The 17,800-nt window shown below is 37.1% G+C and carries 14 protein-coding genes and 3 pseudogenes; 9 read left to right on the top strand and 8 right to left on the bottom strand.

Going from position 1 to position 17,800, the window contains the following annotated elements; translation table 11 throughout:
- Positions 1-2: 2 nt before the first annotated feature.
- Positions 3-86, top strand: a pseudogene (locus ACU5DF_RS01225) (CreA family protein); the annotation flags it as partial.
- A 65-nt stretch (positions 87-151) separates the two neighbouring features.
- Here ACU5DF_RS01225 and ACU5DF_RS01220 read toward each other — a convergent pair.
- On the bottom strand, positions 152-784 hold the full coding sequence (locus ACU5DF_RS01220; protein ID WP_045103866.1) for an OmpA family protein: 633 nt from the start codon (positions 782-784) through the stop codon (positions 152-154).
- A 206-nt stretch (positions 785-990) separates the two neighbouring features.
- On the opposite strand from ACU5DF_RS01220, the gene ACU5DF_RS01215 reads away from it, so the two are divergent.
- Together ACU5DF_RS01215 and ACU5DF_RS01210 are read left to right on the top strand one after the other, a co-directional pair.
- A complete protein-coding gene (locus ACU5DF_RS01215) occupies positions 991-1,428 on the top strand; it encodes a DUF3069 domain-containing protein (RefSeq protein WP_045103865.1) in 438 nt (145 codons plus the stop codon).
- 65 nt (positions 1,429-1,493) lie between these two features.
- Positions 1,494-1,739, top strand: coding sequence for a DUF2960 domain-containing protein (locus ACU5DF_RS01210; protein WP_045103864.1), 246 nt, complete (start codon positions 1,494-1,496; stop codon positions 1,737-1,739).
- Between the two features lie 5 nt (positions 1,740-1,744).
- Here the strand turns inward: ACU5DF_RS01210 and viaA are convergent, their stop codons facing one another.
- Positions 1,745-3,193 (bottom strand): ATPase RavA stimulator ViaA, encoded by a 1,449-nt coding sequence (gene viaA, locus ACU5DF_RS01205; RefSeq protein ID WP_446711484.1) that lies wholly within the window; start codon positions 3,191-3,193, stop codon positions 1,745-1,747.
- 98 nt (positions 3,194-3,291) lie between these two features.
- Positions 3,292-4,942: pseudogene (locus ACU5DF_RS01200) on the bottom strand (ATPase RavA domain-containing protein).
- 199 nt (positions 4,943-5,141) lie between these two features.
- Here ACU5DF_RS01200 and ACU5DF_RS01195 point away from each other — a divergent pair.
- Positions 5,142-5,579, top strand: a complete 438-nt coding sequence (locus ACU5DF_RS01195; RefSeq protein WP_446711483.1) for a GtrA family protein — start codon at positions 5,142-5,144, stop codon at positions 5,577-5,579.
- An 85-nt stretch (positions 5,580-5,664) separates the two neighbouring features.
- Here the strand turns inward: ACU5DF_RS01195 and ACU5DF_RS01190 are convergent, their stop codons facing one another.
- Both ACU5DF_RS01190 and ACU5DF_RS01185 read right to left on the bottom strand, forming a co-directional pair.
- Positions 5,665-7,092: an ArnT family glycosyltransferase gene (locus ACU5DF_RS01190; protein WP_446711482.1), complete on the bottom strand. Its 1,428-nt coding sequence runs from the start codon at positions 7,090-7,092 to the stop codon at positions 5,665-5,667.
- Positions 7,092-8,120, bottom strand: a complete 1,029-nt coding sequence (locus ACU5DF_RS01185) for a glycosyltransferase family 2 protein (protein ID WP_446712461.1) — start codon at positions 8,118-8,120, stop codon at positions 7,092-7,094. The genes ACU5DF_RS01190 and ACU5DF_RS01185 overlap by 1 nt, the downstream gene beginning before the upstream one ends.
- 155 nt (positions 8,121-8,275) lie before the next feature.
- On the opposite strand from ACU5DF_RS01185, the gene ltaE reads away from it, so the two are divergent.
- On the top strand, positions 8,276-9,286 hold the full coding sequence (gene ltaE, locus ACU5DF_RS01180; RefSeq protein WP_446712460.1) for a low-specificity L-threonine aldolase: 1,011 nt from the start codon (positions 8,276-8,278) through the stop codon (positions 9,284-9,286).
- A gap of 108 nt (positions 9,287-9,394) precedes the next feature.
- Here the strand turns inward: ltaE and mlc are convergent, their stop codons facing one another.
- Positions 9,395-10,609, bottom strand: coding sequence for a sugar metabolism global transcriptional regulator Mlc (gene mlc / locus ACU5DF_RS01175; RefSeq protein WP_446711481.1), 1,215 nt, complete (start codon positions 10,607-10,609; stop codon positions 9,395-9,397).
- Between the two features lie 183 nt (positions 10,610-10,792).
- Here mlc and queE point away from each other — a divergent pair, with 183 nt between their 5' ends.
- The 4 genes and pseudogenes from queE to ACU5DF_RS01155 all read left to right on the top strand — a co-directional run.
- A complete protein-coding gene (queE, locus tag ACU5DF_RS01170; protein ID WP_045103859.1) occupies positions 10,793-11,473 on the top strand; it encodes a 7-carboxy-7-deazaguanine synthase QueE in 681 nt (226 codons plus the stop codon).
- Between the two features lie 105 nt (positions 11,474-11,578).
- The gene (gene pyk / locus ACU5DF_RS01165; RefSeq protein ID WP_446711480.1) at positions 11,579-13,024 is read left to right on the top strand and encodes a pyruvate kinase; all 1,446 of its coding nucleotides are present in this window, start codon (positions 11,579-11,581) and stop codon (positions 13,022-13,024) included.
- A gap of 81 nt (positions 13,025-13,105) precedes the next feature.
- The gene (locus ACU5DF_RS01160; protein WP_446711479.1) at positions 13,106-13,612 is read left to right on the top strand and encodes a helix-turn-helix domain-containing protein; all 507 of its coding nucleotides are present in this window, start codon (positions 13,106-13,108) and stop codon (positions 13,610-13,612) included.
- A pseudogene (locus ACU5DF_RS01155) lies at positions 13,576-14,454 on the top strand (IS3 family transposase); the annotation flags it as partial. The gene ACU5DF_RS01160 and the pseudogene ACU5DF_RS01155, both read left to right, overlap by 37 nt.
- Before the next feature lie 95 nt (positions 14,455-14,549).
- Here the strand turns inward: ACU5DF_RS01155 and treC are convergent.
- The gene (treC, locus tag ACU5DF_RS01150) at positions 14,550-16,220 is read right to left on the bottom strand and encodes an alpha,alpha-phosphotrehalase (protein WP_446711478.1); all 1,671 of its coding nucleotides are present in this window, start codon (positions 16,218-16,220) and stop codon (positions 14,550-14,552) included.
- Between the two features lie 110 nt (positions 16,221-16,330).
- Positions 16,331-17,755 carry a PTS trehalose transporter subunit IIBC gene (gene treB / locus ACU5DF_RS01145; RefSeq protein ID WP_446711477.1) on the bottom strand — a complete coding sequence of 475 codons (1,425 nt, stop codon included), beginning with the start codon at positions 17,753-17,755 and terminating at the stop codon, positions 16,331-16,333.
- Between the last annotated feature and the right edge of the window lie 45 nt (positions 17,756-17,800).

Genomic DNA, 17,800 nt, shown 5'->3' with positions numbered 1-17,800 from the left:
AAGAAGGCAGTTTCAAGCATAGTTTATCTACCGTGCCACTGTGGGGAACTAAGGCTTATGTAGAGCCTGAAATGAGCACTAAATAATCTAGCTAATATATTAAAAATACTGGATAACAGACTTCTTTGTTATCCAGTTATTCTATATTCTTCTATTTGTCCCAATGCATTTTCAGAATCGTAATTTCAACCCGTCTATTACATTTACGACCAAGAAGCGTTCTATTATCACAAAGCGGTAAATACTCTCCAAATCCACGAGAATACAACTGGCTCGGGTGAACTTTATTAGCTAATAAATAGCGACGAACCTCATTAGAGCGTAACTCTGAAAGATTTTGGTTTTTGACTGAATTTCCCGTTGCATCAGTATGTCCATCCAATACGAGTGCTAGCTCTGGTTTACTAGCTACGATTGAAATAATTTTATTCAGCAGTGATTTTGCTGACGGTGTTAAATTTGATTTTGCTGTTGAAAAATACACTTTTTCTTGAATTGTAATGATCAATTGCTCATTGTTTGTTTGATGATAAGTGATTCCCATTTTAGATAACTCAGTAGCAACCTTTCTCATATCATCATCTTTCAGCTCACCATTAGGCCCAGTTAAATCGTGAGTAACTTCACCATTTGTTACCTGTTCTGGTGATTCTTTATACTCATCCTCAAATGTGGGATGTGGAGCGTCATTTTTAGTTTTTGGTGCTGTGTCTAATAAGTTGGTACCTTGTGATGCGCAACCTACCAATAATAATGAAACACAAAATAATAAAATTCTAAGCATGTATTAATCCAATTAATGTTATTCCTATTTCATTTTAGCGGCATTCTTCCCTATTCCTTTAAAAAAACGGTGAGTTTGTGACGCTAATTCCTACTTTTTAGCCAAAATTAAACTAATTCAGTGCTATTTTCTCTTACTGTTATGAATAGATTTGACATTTCATGTGGTCTGGTTACCATTTCCCTTTTATATGACGAGAAATTCCCATGTCTGAAGTTGAAAATACACCAAAAGAAGCTATCGACCTAGCAACTATCTCTCCTGAGCTTAAAAAAGTAATTGAGTTTGAAAGCGTTCCTGAAGAAATGTGGCACATGCTTGTTTCTGTTCATGAAGTAGCTGAAATCGCTGTACGTGAGTCTTGGGATGAAATGCCAGCAAGTGCTCAAAAAGTATTAGATAACTTTGAGCAATTCCACGCATTGGTTTCGTTAAGCCAAAGCTATGCGGGTTATGATTTCATGGCTGAGTTCGAAACTATCGAACTTCCTGAAAATATGGATGATGATGCAAAAGCAGAGTACCGTTCTCAGCTGCTTGATCAAGTTCTTCATAACTGTGTTAAAGATCTAACTAAGCAAATTAAAAAAGCACGTCGTGATCCAATCATGAAGCGTGAGCTTGCTGAAATCTTTAAAAAATAATTGATTAGAAAGTAGGTAACTAATTGTTTAATCAATTTAGTTACCTCTTTTTTCGAGGAGCAATTATGGCTCGTACTGTTCGTTATACTTACAAATCAGAAACGAAAGAGATCGCTTTCTCATTTCGTGAATTTCACGGCCCATTTGAGGCTGCTGCTGCTGCTGAAGGCATTGATATCTCTAAATTTGATACAATGCTAAAGCAAGTAGAAATGGCATCAAGTAATCCTGGTGCAGTAAAAGACTTTCGCCACAGCTACTTTGCTAAATTAGGTTTTTCTAAAGTTCGTTTTGTTAAAGATGATGAATAACTACATTATCTAATTTGCGTTAATCTACCTAGCATTGATGGATGATAAGACCATGTATGATCAAACATCGCCATTAATGCTGGATTTCCATATTTAGATAAACATACCGCATGAAATCGATTCTGCTGTTGCTTTAATTCTTCTATCATTACATCAATGTGCGTAGATTGCGTTGGTGCAATAAAATCAGATAATACAACCAAATCTGCATTTTTATATGTATCGCTATGCATTAGCTGAATTGACTGCTCTAAAACTGGCTCTAAATCTGTCCCACCATGAAATTTATACGATAAAAAATCAGCAACTTCTTTAAGGCCATCTTGTTTGGTTAGCTCATAAGTAATTTGTTGAGTTGAAAATAATATAACGTAACAATCTCGCTCTTCAGCCAATGCTATTTGCATTAAACCATAAGCTAAAGCTTTAGCACATTGCTCTGGAAAGCCACTCATTGAGCCTGATGCATCAACACAGACCACAAATGGCCCTTTTTCTATCAATGCGTCATTTGCAACTCTTGACTGTGTCGTCACCTTTCTAAGCTTTCTATCTGCCCCTTGCATTCGGTAGTTCATTAAACGTTTATCGACTAAGTGCTGATAAAAGATAACTTCTAACTCAGGGTGAGATAAAAAAAGTGTTTCATTGGGCAGTAAACGGCTAAGATCATTACTTTCATGCACACCAACAATATCATCAGTGACAAAGTCGCTCTTCTCTTCCACCACTTTCACTTCTTCTGCCATAGCTCGTGAATTATTATGATCGTTTGATTCATTAGCCATTCGCCCCAGCTTTGAAGCGATTTCTTGTAGCCCTTTATTTTTTTTCAAAAATCGAGCATGAAGTTTCATTATATCGACATTTGACTTAGTCAGCTTTGCTGAAGCCATGTCCCATAACTTGCCAACCTGAGCATAATCACCCTCAGCAGTCACCGATTCCATTGTTTTCAAAGTTTCAATTCGTTGATATAAATCAGCAAGTAATTTTTCTTTATCTTCTTTTAATTCAGTTAATTGTGCTTGCCTAATCGCATCTGACAAGCTTTGATACCAGCGCTCACAAAAAAAGCGAGGAAACATAGGGTTCATAACACCTTTATTATTATGAACCAACTCTTTCGCTTCAATATAAAAAGAAGAGTGCCATTGCAATTTAACCAATATATCGTCTAATTGATGATAAAACTCACTTTCAGTCCAGTGTATGACATCTTGATATAGGGCCAGTTCTTCTTGTATTCGCTCAGTTTCACACACCTTTGTCATCTTGTGCTTAACCTTGCCTCGCCATTTTAAAATATGATTTTTAATGGTTGGCTTTATATTTGGGTTCGATTTTGCTGCGGTTAAAAATTGAGGTCGTGACAAAATCTCAGTAATTGAAGAGTCTATCATTCCTGACTCGGCAACCATCAAAACTAAATTTAATGCATCAGCACCTAACATAAATCTCCCACCGATTTAAATATGTTATTAGAGAACACCAATTCAAATAAATGTGTGACCACCGATTTACTTGAATTGGTATTAAATACTTGCGGAAATTAAGAGTAATAATCACTAAACTTCAACATTCTACGGCTTGAATTTTCAAACTGTGCTTTACATCCATCAATACGCTGAGCTAATAGCTGTAAACTATTCTCAATCACTGATGGTAAGTTTTCTTCAATAAAGTTATGTGGTAACGCTGCGTGAAATTGAGTTCTGCTTTTTCTCAATTGATGTTCTGCCTCATCCAACTTTTTCTTGTTCTGTTCAATTTTTTCTGACCATTTATCAAACTGAATAGTTGTTGGGTTATTATGACCGACCATGCCTACAAGAACAGAGCGATTTGCGATATCTTTGATTACTAATCTGGAGTCAGCATCTAATTCAAAGGTCAACATACAAAGGCTTGAGTTCTGATTAACGTATCCATACACCTCAGCTTTGCCTTCCTTCATCTGTTTTGCAATATCATCTGGGTTGATATAAACCCAACGGCTATCACCCTTCTCTGCTTCTGAGACTGACATATTAGATTGCAGCATAACCAGCTTAATCAATTGATGTGCTGAACCAACACTGTATCTTTTGCCTTTATTAAAATTAAACTCATAGCTTTCTTTTTTAAGTAATCGATTTCCACTTGCTTCAATATGAAACTCTATACTTTGATCTACCAATACTGAAGCTTCCATCTCGGCAATATCACTTTGGATCATTTCAATATTTAATGACACCTTTTTCTTGATCAAAGGTTTTATCTGATGCAAAAGTACGAATACTTGATCTAACATGCTCTCGGTTCTCAGGAGTCGTCCATAAACAATCTTGCAATAAGAGCAGATCCATTGGGCTTATTTCATCGCGGCCACTAAAGAATGCTGATGCTTTTAGCAATTTCACAGATTTTTTCCAACGGCGATCTGAAACATACAAGCTATCATCATAAGAGACATTGTCTTTTTCAAGCATACTTTTTAACTCAAATAGCTTCTCAAAGACCTCTTCTGATAATGGGAGTCCATCTAATTCTTTTTGCCATTGATGATACTCTTTATCTGTAACAACTAATGAAGGGTCGACTTCCGTTTCTTGAATTGTCCCTGTCATCAACATTGACTTAAAATTATTTTTATCTTGAATTCGGTTTACAAATATACGTACTAACATACGGTCATAAAGTGCGTCTAATCCGCTATCTTCATCTGGTAACTCGTTTGATGCTGAAATCAATAATCGCATTGGTACAGGGAGGATTTCATTACCGTTCTTAAAGGTTTTTTCATTAACAACCGTTAAGAGTGTGTTCAAAATGGCAGGACCCGCTTTCCAAATCTCATCTAAAAATACAACTTGGGCATCAGGTAAATAACCATCTGTTAATCGTACATATTTTCCATTATCTTTTAGTTCTTGAATTGAAAGTGGCCCAAACACCTCTTCTGGTGTAGAGAATCGTGTCATTAAGTATTCAAAGTAACTACTGTGATCGAATGCTTTAATCAATCGTTTAGCGATTAAGCTTTTTGCGATACCTGGAGGTCCAAGTAAAAAAACACTTTCTCCAGAGAGTGCCGCAAGCAAACACAGTCGCATAGTGTCTTCTCTTTCATAAACTCCGTCTGATAACGCTGTGGTGAGCTTTTGTATACGTTCTGATAACAATGCTCGCTCTGCACTGGTTCGAATTAAGTTACCTTGCATTACATTTCCTTACACTTCAGATATCACATTTCTTTTGAGTATAATGTAATTTTAAATAAGGACATAATTAGATATGCATATAATTGGTTGATAAATAACCACTCCATCTACTCCATTAGTCGTAATTTGCTATTTTCACGCTTTTTCTACGTGCTAAGACTTATAGTTACTCTCTATCATTTTTATAATATTTGAGTGTATGAACAGAAAAAAATCGATTTTATTTGGTTTAGTCGGTGGTGCAGGATTCGTCGTTGATGTCACAGCAATGGCCGTATTGTCACAATGGTTACCAATGCCATCTGCGCGTGCTGGAGCTTTCTGGGTAGCCGCCTCCTCTAATTGGTGGCTCAATCGACAACTCACATTTAAAAAACAACAAAATCAAAGCAAAGTAAATGAGTGGCTAAAGTTCTTACTATCTTCATGTTTTGGGTTTATCCCTAACTGGGGTTGTTACGCTCTACTTATTCCAAAATTAAATCTTTTTATTTCTCTAATTGAAAATATTGGATTAACTCACACCTTCTTTGTATCTAGCCTCCCTTACCTACTTATGATCCCTGGCATTTTATTTGGTATGGCGATCAATTTTACCTTGGCTGATAAATGGGTTTTTAAACGCACAATTTCATAATTATTTCATTGTATTTTAAACATTTAAAAACCCCGACTTAGTATGACTAAATCGGGGTTTTTATGTGCTTAAATTAAACTGTCTATTATTCACATAATAATAACCTTCTTTTTTTCGACTGAGCTATTGCTTTGCAACCATCAATCGCTATTGTGTTATTCGTTTTGATAACCACATAACTTGGTGACGTTATCTCTTTTTCTGTTTTAATCTGCTTAGCCAAACCAGCAGAATAAAACTGACCTGAAAATGGACGTTTCCCTAAGTAATATAATGGTAATTCTTGATGATTCAATCTGCCCTTCCATGTTTCAAGAAGATCTTTTTCTGCTTGTTTACTGGTTAAGTTATTAGCTAATAAAATAGAAACAATAACTAAGATTACAGAAATACTTAATCCACATATTTTGATTAACTTAAACTGCTTTTCGCTATCAATATTAATATTTAATGCGATTAACATAGCCATTGCCGGTATTGTCGGCATGGTGTAACTCGCTAAAATGTTGCCTGACATTGTAAATAGAATAAGTGGAGCGAACATCCAGCACCACAAAAAGCTTTTAAACGATAATGGTGCTGCTGTTAGTACCTCACCTTTACGTAACCCTTTAATAGTCTGCCAAATTAATAATGGTGACCAAGGCAGAGCTGCTCCCAACCAAAAAATCCAAATCATACCCCGTACTTCTTTATGGGCCGAACCGTATAAGTCCCCTTCCCAACCGCTAACCACAAACCGCTTAAAATGCTCTCCAATAATAAAGTAATCTAAAAATCCTGGTGTTTTCAGTTCGGCCGCTATGTACCAAGGTGCAGATAAAGCAAAAAACAGCCCTAATGAACTTACCCATGGAAAGCTCAATAACAAGCGCCATTGATTATTAAATACAAGCCAACCAAATAAAGATATCCCAATAAGCACTAAAGTTAATGGCCCTTTAGATAACATTCCAATAGACATCGCAAAAGCAAAGAGAAGAGCCCATCTATAGGCCTCTTTACTTTTTATTTCACTTTGAGAAAAATTCCAAAATGACATCATTCCAAGAGTAATTGCTAATGTTAGTGCAGTGTCTGTCATCACAGAACCACCAACAACAATAAAAACAACACTCGTTGCTGTAATTCCGACAGTAAGTGCTGCAAGTGCTGTATTTTTTAATACTGTTTTAGTAAACCAGAAACTCAATAGCAATATAACGACTGTAAGCAAGAGGTGTGGCAGCCGTACTGCAAATTCATTAACACCAAAAATCTCGATTCCAACGGCACTAATCCAAGTAAAAATGGGTGGTTTTCCCCAAAACGGAACATTGTAATCAAACATAGGAGTGATCCAATCTCCCGTTTCAGCCATAATACGTGCCATTTCCCCATATCTTGCCTCAGTTGTGTCCATCAATGGAAATGAAAACAGAGAAATTAATCTTACTAATACCACACACCCAGCAAGGAGTAGTGCCATATTAACCCAAGGTAACCGACCTTTATTCTCAGTATTATCTTTCATTATCCTAACCTTTGCTCTGATTCAGTAACGCCATCACATGAACTGGCGTTGTTTTTATCCATTATTAAATACAATGGACGTCCTTTTGCTTCAATAAATAACCGACCTACATATTCTCCCATTAAACCAATTGAAAGCAGTTGAACACCACCTAACAATAAAATCACAGTGATTAATGTCGGATAGCCAGCGACTGCCTCACCGAATAAAATGGTTTTAAATAACACAAATATCATCATGGCAATCGCTGCTGCAGACGTCGCTAATCCTGCAACTGTCGCTATACGTAATGGTTTAGTACTGAATGAGGTTATCCCTTCAAAAGCCAAATGAACTAATTTGGTATAGTTCCATTTAGTTTCTCCTGCAATTCTTGGGTCTCTATTGAACTCTAATGTTGTACGACGAAAACCCGGCCACGCAAATAGCCCTTTCATGAAGCGTGTTTTTTCTGGTAGCAAGTTAATCTGTTCAACCACTTTACGATCTAACAATCGAAAATCACCTACATTTTCAGGGATTTGCAAATCAGATAAGTGATTAATTACTTTATAAAACAAAGAGGCAGTAAAGATTTTAAACCAACTTTCACCATCACGACTTTTACGTTTCATATCAACAACATCATAGCCTTTACGCCACTCAACTAACATTTCTGGAATTAATTCAGGTGGGTCTTGTAGATCTGCATCTAACAAGATAACGGCATCTCCTTTAGCTTCGACTAACCCTGCACTCATTGCTGCTTCTTTGCCAAAGTTTCTTGATAAATTAATCGTAACAATGCTGATATTTGACGAAGGGGAACGCAATGTAAATAATTGTTGCCAAGAATCATCATTACTGCCGTCATTAATATATATAATTTCGGAGGTTTCATTCAGAGCTGTTAGTACAGAGCATACTCTTGAGTGACACTCGGCAATTGATTCACTCTCGTTATAAACAGGAATAATAATTGACAATGTAGCTTCTCCAGAAAAAGACTCTTTGGTTGGAGATGAACCTGAAATACTTGATTCTGTTATTAAAGTTAGTGCTGGCATAATCGTTAAGCTCTTTTAACAAGGACCTAGTAATAATACTGTCAGTTATGTGTAAAAGATGTTGTCGACATTATTTTCACATATGTTGATGTCATGTTATTGTCTATATCAAACAAAAATAACAAGGAATTAGTATGATTGATTTTCGCTCAGATACAGTAACCAGACCCACTCAAGCCATGCGAGATGCAATGAGTCAAGCGCTGGTTGGGGATGATGTTTATGGTGACGACCCAACCGTAAATGAATTAGAAGCCTGGGCTGCCGAACGACACGACTTTGAAGCTGCACTTTTTACCTCATCAGGTACTCAAGCAAATCTATTAGGGCTGATGGCACATTGTGAACGCGGCGATGAATATTTATGTGGTCAGCAAGCGCATAATTACAAATACGAAGCAGGTGGTGCTGCCGTTCTAGGGTCAATTCAACCTCAACCCGTTGAAAATAAGCCTGATGGTAGCTTGTGTTTTAAGAAGCTTGAAGCTGCTATTAAACCAGATGATTTCCATTTTGCACGAACAAAGCTACTTAGTTTAGAGAATACTATTAATGGTAAAGTCCTCCCTCTTAGCTATTTAGCTGAAGCTCGTGAATTTGTTAATAAACATAATCTACAACTTCATCTTGATGGGGCTCGAGTATATAACGCTTCAGTTGCCTTAAACGTTGACATTAAAGAGATTGCACAGCATTTTGATAGCATGACTATTTGTTTATCTAAAGGATTGTCCGCGCCAGTTGGTTCGTTATTATTAGGAAGCAAAGAGTTCATAAAAAAAGCACGACGTATTAGAAAAATGCTCGGTGGTGGTATGCGTCAAGCGGGTATTTTGGCTGCTGCTGGTAAGCTTGCTTTAACAGAACAGGTATCTCAACTTGCAGTTGATCATGACAATGCAAAGTACCTAGCAGAGCAACTTAACACAGTGAATGGTTTTTCTGTCAATGTTGAACATATTCAAACTAATATCGTCTTTGCAAAACTAGATTCTGAGATTAATATTAAGGATATTGAGCAGAAAGCAATACAGAAAAATATTCTACTTTCTGCTGGAAACCCTATTCGTTTTGTTACTCACAAAGACATTTCAAAACAAGATATTGATACTTTGATTGGTTTTTTAAAGCAATTATCAGCTTATTAAAGCCCTGCCCTGCAATGTAATATTCTGATGAAAAAAAGAGCAGTTCAATAATCTGCTCTTTTATCATAAAACTAAAATATTAAATTATACCAAAGCAACAAATTAGTCTTACCCTTCAATGACCTTCATCAATAGAGAACCATCGTACATAGCTTGCTTAACTAAAGCGGCACCTGGCATTGTTGCTTGTGTATAGAAACGACTTTCAGCTAATTGAGTATCTTTTGCATACAAAGGCAATACCTGACTTTGAATCGCATCCATGATCACTGGGTACAAAATTGCCTTTGAAAGGTTGATTTCACCACCAATTAAAATAATCTCAGGATTAAACAAATTCACCATAATCGCAATCGCCTCTCCAAGATTGTGCCCAAGTTCAGTAATAACTTGTTTTGCTAACACATCTCCCTCATTTGCGGCAATACAAATATTTTCTACGGTGATTTCTTTATCTTTCAATAGAGTTTGATGCCCATCATCTATGAGTTTTTTAACTTGTTCTCTAAGGGACTTAGCACTAGCTACCGTTTCAAGGCAACCAGAATTGCCACAATGACATCGAGCCCCCAACTTATTAATTCTGATGTGCCCCATTTCTCCAATATTGCCTGTTCGCCCTTGAAGAACTTCGCCATTCATAATTATACCAGCCCCAACGCCATGATGGATTGAGACAAGGATTGAATTATCATAATCTTGTGAATTACCAAATAATTTCTCAGCTAATGCCCAACTACGTGTGTCATTACCTACAAATACAGGCAACCCAGTTGCTTCATAAATTTTAGAACCAAGTGGTAAGTTATCAACATTATAATGCGGCATTTGAATAACAAGACCTTCTGATGAAATCACTAAACCTGGTAATGAAATTGCGATACTTGTTATTCGTCCCAAGACCCGAGAATGTTTTTGAAAAAAGAGTTCGATCTCAGCCAATAATTTAACTAATAATTCGTCTTGCTCGATTTCTAAAACGGTTTGCCTTTCTTCAATAAGCTGTTTACCACTTAAACTATGTAAAGCTATAGTGAGATAACCTCGCCCAAGGCGCAAAGATAAAAACTGCCAACCTTCATTATCAACTTTTAAGCCAATTGCAGGTCGACCACGACTATTTACTTCTTGTACTTGCATTTCTTTGATAAGGTGTGCATCAAGCAGCTCACGTGTAATTTTAGTTATACTAGCGGGAGCCAAATTACTTTTTTTAGAAAGGTCGATTCGAGAGATAGGGCCAAGTTGATCAATTAATTGATAAACCCGTCCAGCATTAACTTGTTTTACATGATCAATGTGTCCGGGTTGTGCCACGTACATGTGTCTCTCCAGTATATAAATTACGTTAAAATTCATTTTTTTACTTTGCGAACAAATTGTGAAGCTTGAGTATTAACCTACGTGATATCCATCACGAAGATTATGAAATATTTACTGAAAATGCGACTTTAACACGAATTCCGTCAACAAAACTTTGTAGTTTTTTATTTGAGTAAAATAATTATGTCAGCGTCATCATTTAAGATTAATGAGTTATTTGAAACCATTCAAGGTGAAGGTACTTTTACGGGTGTTCCTTCTATATTTTTACGCTTACAAGGCTGCCCTGTTGGTTGTTCTTGGTGCGATACAAAGCAAACTTGGGAGGTTGAATTAACGGATCAAACCGATTTAGCGACTATTTTATCAAAAACAGAAGATGCACCAAGTTGGACAGAGCTTACATCAGCCCAAATTATTGAAATGCTTAAACAGCAAGGATATACAGCTAAACATATGGTGATTACTGGTGGCGAGCCATGCATATACGATCTCACCGCGCTAACTGAAGAATTAGAAGAACACGGTTATCGCTGCCAAATAGAAACCAGTGGTACTTACCCTATTTTAACCTCAGAAAATACATGGGTGACAGTCTCCCCAAAAATCAATATGAAAGGCAAACTTCCTGTCTTAGAAGAAGCCTTAATGCGCGCAAACGAAATCAAACATCCAGTAGGAACAACCAAAGATATAGAGCAACTTGAATCATTGATTGATGGGGTAAAACTTTTAGATGATGTCACTATTGCATTACAACCAATTAGCCAAAAACCACGTGCTACTGAGCTTTGTATTGAAACCTGCATTAAAAATAATTGGCGACTTTCTATACAAACGCACAAGTATTTAGCGATTGCGTAATGGTTTTTTACAATTTCCTTGTTTGAATCATGGAATTGTCATCATTCTCGATATATGTTTACGTGATCACAAAATAAACACAACTACATCCTTTTCGGAGATAATATGTCTAACAGACTACGTAGAACAAAAATTGTTACCACTCTTGGCCCTGCAACTGATCGTGATAATAACCTAGAAAAAATTATTGCCGCTGGCGCAAACGTTGTTCGTATGAACTTTTCACACGGTAGCCCAGAAGACCACATTAAACGTACTAAACAAGTACGTGAAATCGCGGCAAAGCTAGGAACTCACGTTGCTATTCTTGGTGACCTTCAAGGTCCAAAAATTCGTGTTTCTACTTTCAAAGACGGTAAAATCCAATTAGCTATTGGGGATAAATTCACACTAGATAGCGATTTACCTAAAGGCGAAGGCAATCAAGACTCTGTAGGTCTAGATTATAAAGAACTTCCACAAGATGTTGTTACTGGTGACGTTTTACTTCTTGATGATGGACGTGTTCAACTTAAAGTAACTTCTGTTGAAGGTAATAAAGTTCACACTGAAGTAACGGTTGCGGGTCCGTTATCAAACAATAAAGGGATTAACAAGCAAGGCGGCGGTCTTTCTGCTGATGCACTTACTGACAAAGACAAAGCAGATATCATCACTGCTGCTGCAATGAAAGTAGATTACCTAGCTGTTTCTTTCCCACGTAACGGCGAAGACATGAACTATGCTCGTCGTCTAGCTCGTGAAGCTGGCCTTGAAGCTAAATTAGTCGCTAAAGTTGAACGTGCTGAAACAGTAGCAACAGAAGAGGCAATGGATGACATTATCCTAGCTTCTGATGTGGTTATGGTTGCTCGTGGTGACCTAGGTGTTGAAATTGGCGATCCTGAGCTAGTTGGTGTTCAAAAGCAACTTATCCGTCGTGCTCGTAGTCTTAACCGTACGGTTATTACAGCAACACAAATGATGGAGTCAATGATCACAAGCCCAATGCCAACTCGTGCTGAAGTTATGGACGTTGCTAACGCCGTACTTGATGGTTCGGATGCGGTAATGCTTTCTGCTGAAACGGCTGCTGGTGACTTCCCTGTTGAAACCGTAACATCAATGGCAAGTGTATGTATTGGTGCTGAAAAAGTACCAACAGTAAACGTATCTAACCACCGTTTAGACCGTCGTTTTACAACACCTGAAGAAACGATTGCAATGTCTACTATGTACGCAGCAAACCACATGGAAGGCATCACAGCAATGATCACTCTTACAGAGTCTGGTCGTACTCCACTAATGATGTCACGTCTAAGCTCTGGTTTACCAATCTTTGCTTTATCACGTAACGAAAGCACACTTAACCGTGCTGCTCTTTTCCGTGGTGTAACACCTGTTTTCTTTGATGAAAATGCTGATTCTGGCTTACCATCAACATATGCAGCTATCAATGCATTAAAAGAAAAAGGCTTATTATCTACGGGTGATCAAGTAATTATCACTCAAGGTGATGTAATGGATATCGTTGGTTCAACAAACTGTATGCGTATCATTACTGTTGAATAATTAATCAACATTAAAACCTAAAAGCCTCGTTAATGAACTGACCCCCAATAATTGGACAACCAATTACTGAGGGTCTTTTTTATGTCCAAATATAGTCGTGAGCTAAAACTAATTATTGCTAAGCAGTGCTTAGTTAGTCGTACATCAATTCAATTATCTAAAGAATATTCGATATCTGCTCGTCAGATACGATATTGGACTCAAGTATTTTCTATCCATGGTAAAAACTCATTTTTACCAACTACACATGCCGATAATGCCAAAACAAAATTACAAGCATTGAAATTAATGTGGACTAACAGTTGGTCTCTCACTCACACTAGTGCAGTATTAAACTTATCCTCCCCTGGCACGCTATCAGTCTGGCTTAAAACATATAATGAAGCGGGGTTTAAGGGACTCAAGAATAGTAATATAGGAAGGCCTTCAATGAAATTATTATCCAATACTACACAAAAATCAGATGACGAAATGACCATTGAAGAGCTAAGAGAAGAGTTAAGTTATTTACGAACAGAGAATGCTGTTCTAAAAAAGTTCGAAGAGCTGAAACAGAAAAAACGCCAACAAACAAAGAAAAAGCGTTAATTGTTTTAGCTCTCAAAGCTAATTACCCTTTAAAATATTTACTTCGTATCACCAGTTTGGCAAAAAGTGTCTTCTATTATCAGGCTCAAATAAGTAGAAGGCCTGATACTTATGAGCATGAGTTAGAGATGATTGAGTCTATCTACCATGAACATAAAGGACGTTATGGCTATCGACGGATCCATTTAGCTATGCGAAGAAAAGGTGTAGAGCTGAATCATAAAACAGTACAAAGGCTGATGGCGCAACTAAACCTAAAATCTATAGTAAGACCCAAAAAATATCGTTCTTATCGAGGAGAGGTGGGTAAATCAGTCCCAAATGTACTTGAAAGGGATTTTAGTGCTACGAAACCAGATGAGAAATGGGTAACCGATGTAACAGAATTTAAAGTTAACGGACAAAAAGTTTACCTATCGCCAGTGGTTGATTTATTCAATCAAGAAGTTATCGCTTATAAAGTGACAAAGAATGCACGTTTACCGCTAGTCACGGATATGCTTAAAGAAGCAATAGGCAAACTAAGTAAGGGCTCGAAGCCAATTTTACACAGTGATCAAGGTTGGCAATATCGACATAAGACTTATCAACAGGAACTTGTAAAGCATAGGCTTCAACAAAGTATGTCTAGAAAAGGAAACTGCTTAGATAATGCAGTAGCTGAAAATTTCTTTGGTTTACTTAAAACTGAAATGTATCATGGATACATCTTCAAGGATGCAGATGAGTTAATAGAAAAGATCGAAGAATATATCGAGTATTACAATACGAAGCGGATTAAGGTAAAACTAAAAGGCCTGACTCCGATAGAATATCGAAACCAGGCCTTACAAGCCGCTTAACTAAAATGTCCAACTTAACGGGGTCACTTCATTAATCAATTTGATTTACGAGGCTTTTTTATATGCTTTACTTCTTATATTTACTCAGATTGGTATTATTTCTTAATAAGAATTACTCGACATTCATAAGGTCTAAGAACCAAATTAGACTGTGGCTTTTCTTCTTCCATATCTTCATAATTACTCAAGATATATTCTGCGTCTCTTCCCTCAACATCAAGGTTTAGCCCTACTTCATTTTTATAGTAATTATGAATAGCAATCAAACGATGAGTTTTGTTTTCGCGTTGATAACAAAACAACTCATTATGTTCTGGCAATAGATCTTTGTAATTACCAGTAGTGATCACATCAATATTTTTACGCAGTTGAATTAGTTTTTGATAAAAATAAAAGGCTGAACTTTTATCTTCGACCGCTTGTTGCGCATTGATCTCTTTGTAATTGTCAGCAACTGAAATCCAAGGCAATCCTTTCGAGAAACCCGCATTTGCGGATCTATTCCATTGCATTGGTGTTCGAGAATTATCACGAGATTTTTGGTCTAAAATCTCTAGCATTTCAGATTCAGAAACTGATTGATCTTGATTGACCATAATATCGAACATATTGGTACTTTCAAGATCACGATATTGTTCAATTGAAGTGTAATGAGGGTTAGTCATTCCAATCTCTTCACCTTGATAAATATACGGTGTTCCTTGCATCATATGAACAGAAGATGCGAGCATTTTAGCCGATAATTCACGGTACTCTTGATCGTTTCCTAAACGGCTTACAACCCTTGGCTGATCGTGATTACACCAAAACAGCGCTCCCCAACCATTACCATTTAAACCTGTTTGCCAATGATTAAAAATCGATTTTAGAGATAAAAAATCAAACGGGGCCTTTGTCCATTTATCACCATCTTTATAATCTGCTTTAAGATGATGAAAATTAAAGACCATCGATAACTCTTTACCATCTTGAGCTGAATATTGCTGACAGTGTTCTAATGTGGTTGAAGACATTTCACCTACCGTAACAGAACCGTATTTTTGGAAAACAGCTTGGCTGATCTCTTGTAAATATTGGTGTACTTTTGGGCCATCGGTATAAAAACGACGTCCATCTCCAATATCGTCATTTAGGTACTCTTGCTGTTTTGAAATTAGGTTAATTACATCTAAACGGAAACCATCAATGCCTTTCTCTGCCCAAAAACTAATTATCTCTTTTACTTCTTGACGAACTTTAGGATTTTCCCAATTTAAATCAGCTTGTTCTTTAGCAAACAGATGCAAATAGTATTGATTTGTTACTTCATCTAATGCCCATGCATTACCACCAAATTTAGATTGCCAATTGGTAGGTTCTTTTCCATCAACCGGATCTTTCCAAATGTAGTAATCACGATATTCACTCTCTTTATTTCCCAAGGCAGATTGAAACCAATGATGCTCTGTTGAGGTATGATTAACCACAATATCCATAATAATGCGTATACCACGAGATTTTGCTTGTGCAAGCAATTCATCAAAATCAGTCATGGTGCCAAAATCAGGGTTAATTGAATAATAATCAGCAATGTCATAACCATTATCAATCATCGGAGATTTATACACTGGTGTTAACCATAAGGCATCTACTCCTAATTTCTGTAAGTAATCTAACTTAGAAATAATGCCTTGAAGATCACCAGTTCCTTTATTACCACTATCACAAAAGCTTTTTGGATAAATTTGATAAACAGTCGCTGTACGCCACCACTCTGAATTTGTCATATTATGTTCTCTAAACTACTGAAAAAGAGAACACCTCTACTCACTTTAATATTACGTAGAGGTGTTTAACCCATTAATGAAAATATTGACTTTGTATACAGTGCTATAAATTACACTTCAGAAACGTCTAATTGTTCTTTCGCTTGTGCGCGCTTATACATACCTAATGTTAAAATCGCTGGAACAAAAATAGCGACTAACATGGCAATACCATAAATGCTCCAATACTGTGGTTGAATAGACAAGATACCTGGTAAACCACCTACTCCGATTCCATTTGCCATCACACCCGCCCCACCACAAATAGCAGCAGCAATTGCAGAGCCAATCATGGCGCTTAGCATTGGAAATTTATATTTTAAGTTAATCCCGTACATCGCAGGCTCAGTCACACCAAGATAAGCAGAAATCGCGGCAGGTACTGAGATGTCACGCTCGCCACTTTTCTTACTGATAATGATAATCCCAACAACAGCAGACGCTTGAGCAATATTTGATAATGCAATTAATGGCCAAATAGGTGTACCGCCTAACTCTTGCATTAACTGCAAGTCAACCGCATTGGTTGTGTGATGAATACCCGTAATAACCAATGGTGCATAGAAGAAACCAAAAATCACAGATCCAACAATCGCGAAATCTCCAGTCATTGCCGCTTTAGCAGCCATCGCAACACCGTCACCGAGTACTCGACCAAATGGACCAATAAATGCGTGAGCTAAAATCACTGAAACGATAATTGACACAAAAGGCACAACAACAAGATATAAATAAGAAGGAACGATGCGCTTTAAGTTTGTTTCAATAAAGGCCAATGCAACCCCTGCAAGCATGGCAGGAATAACTTGTGCCTGATAACCGACTTTTTCGATAACAAACAAACCAAAATCCCATACCTCGGGTACTTCTTTACCAATAAGGTATGCATTCATCAGTTGTGGCGATACTAAGGTTACCCCTAATGTAATACCTAAAATTGGCGTACCACCTAACTTTTTCACCGTCGACCAACACACGCCAACAGGTAAGAAGAAGAATATCGCCTCGCCAATCAACCATAAAAATGAATGGACGGTTGCCCAAAACTGGCTAATTTCAACCAAGGTTTGACCATCGAACATTTTTAGATCGCCAATGACGTTTCTAAAGCCTAAAATCAAACCACCTGTAATAATGGCAGGCAATAATGGAACAAATATTTCAGCAAGATGCGAAATACCACGCTCTAAGATATTCATATTTTGTCGAGCCGCAAGTTTAGCGTCTTCTTTAGAAGCCCCCTTGTCACCTGAAAGTTCATTTAAAATAGCAAAAACTTCATCGACTTCAGTGCCAATAACTACTTGAAACTGACCTGCATTGGTAAAACACCCTTTTACCATTGGGATTTTTTCAATCGCTTTTACATCGGCATCTTTGGTGTTATTTAATACAAAACGTAAGCGAGTTAAACAATGGCTTACACTAGCAATATTTTCTGATCCACCGATCAGCTCTATCAAACGTTGTACGTCCTTTCTCTCTATTTTACTCATACCTTTATCCACGTTGATTATTGTTTTATATTGATGGGAATGTTC

This window comes from Aliivibrio wodanis (assembly GCF_052920805.1).
This window is presented reverse-complemented; position numbering and strand designations above follow the sequence as displayed.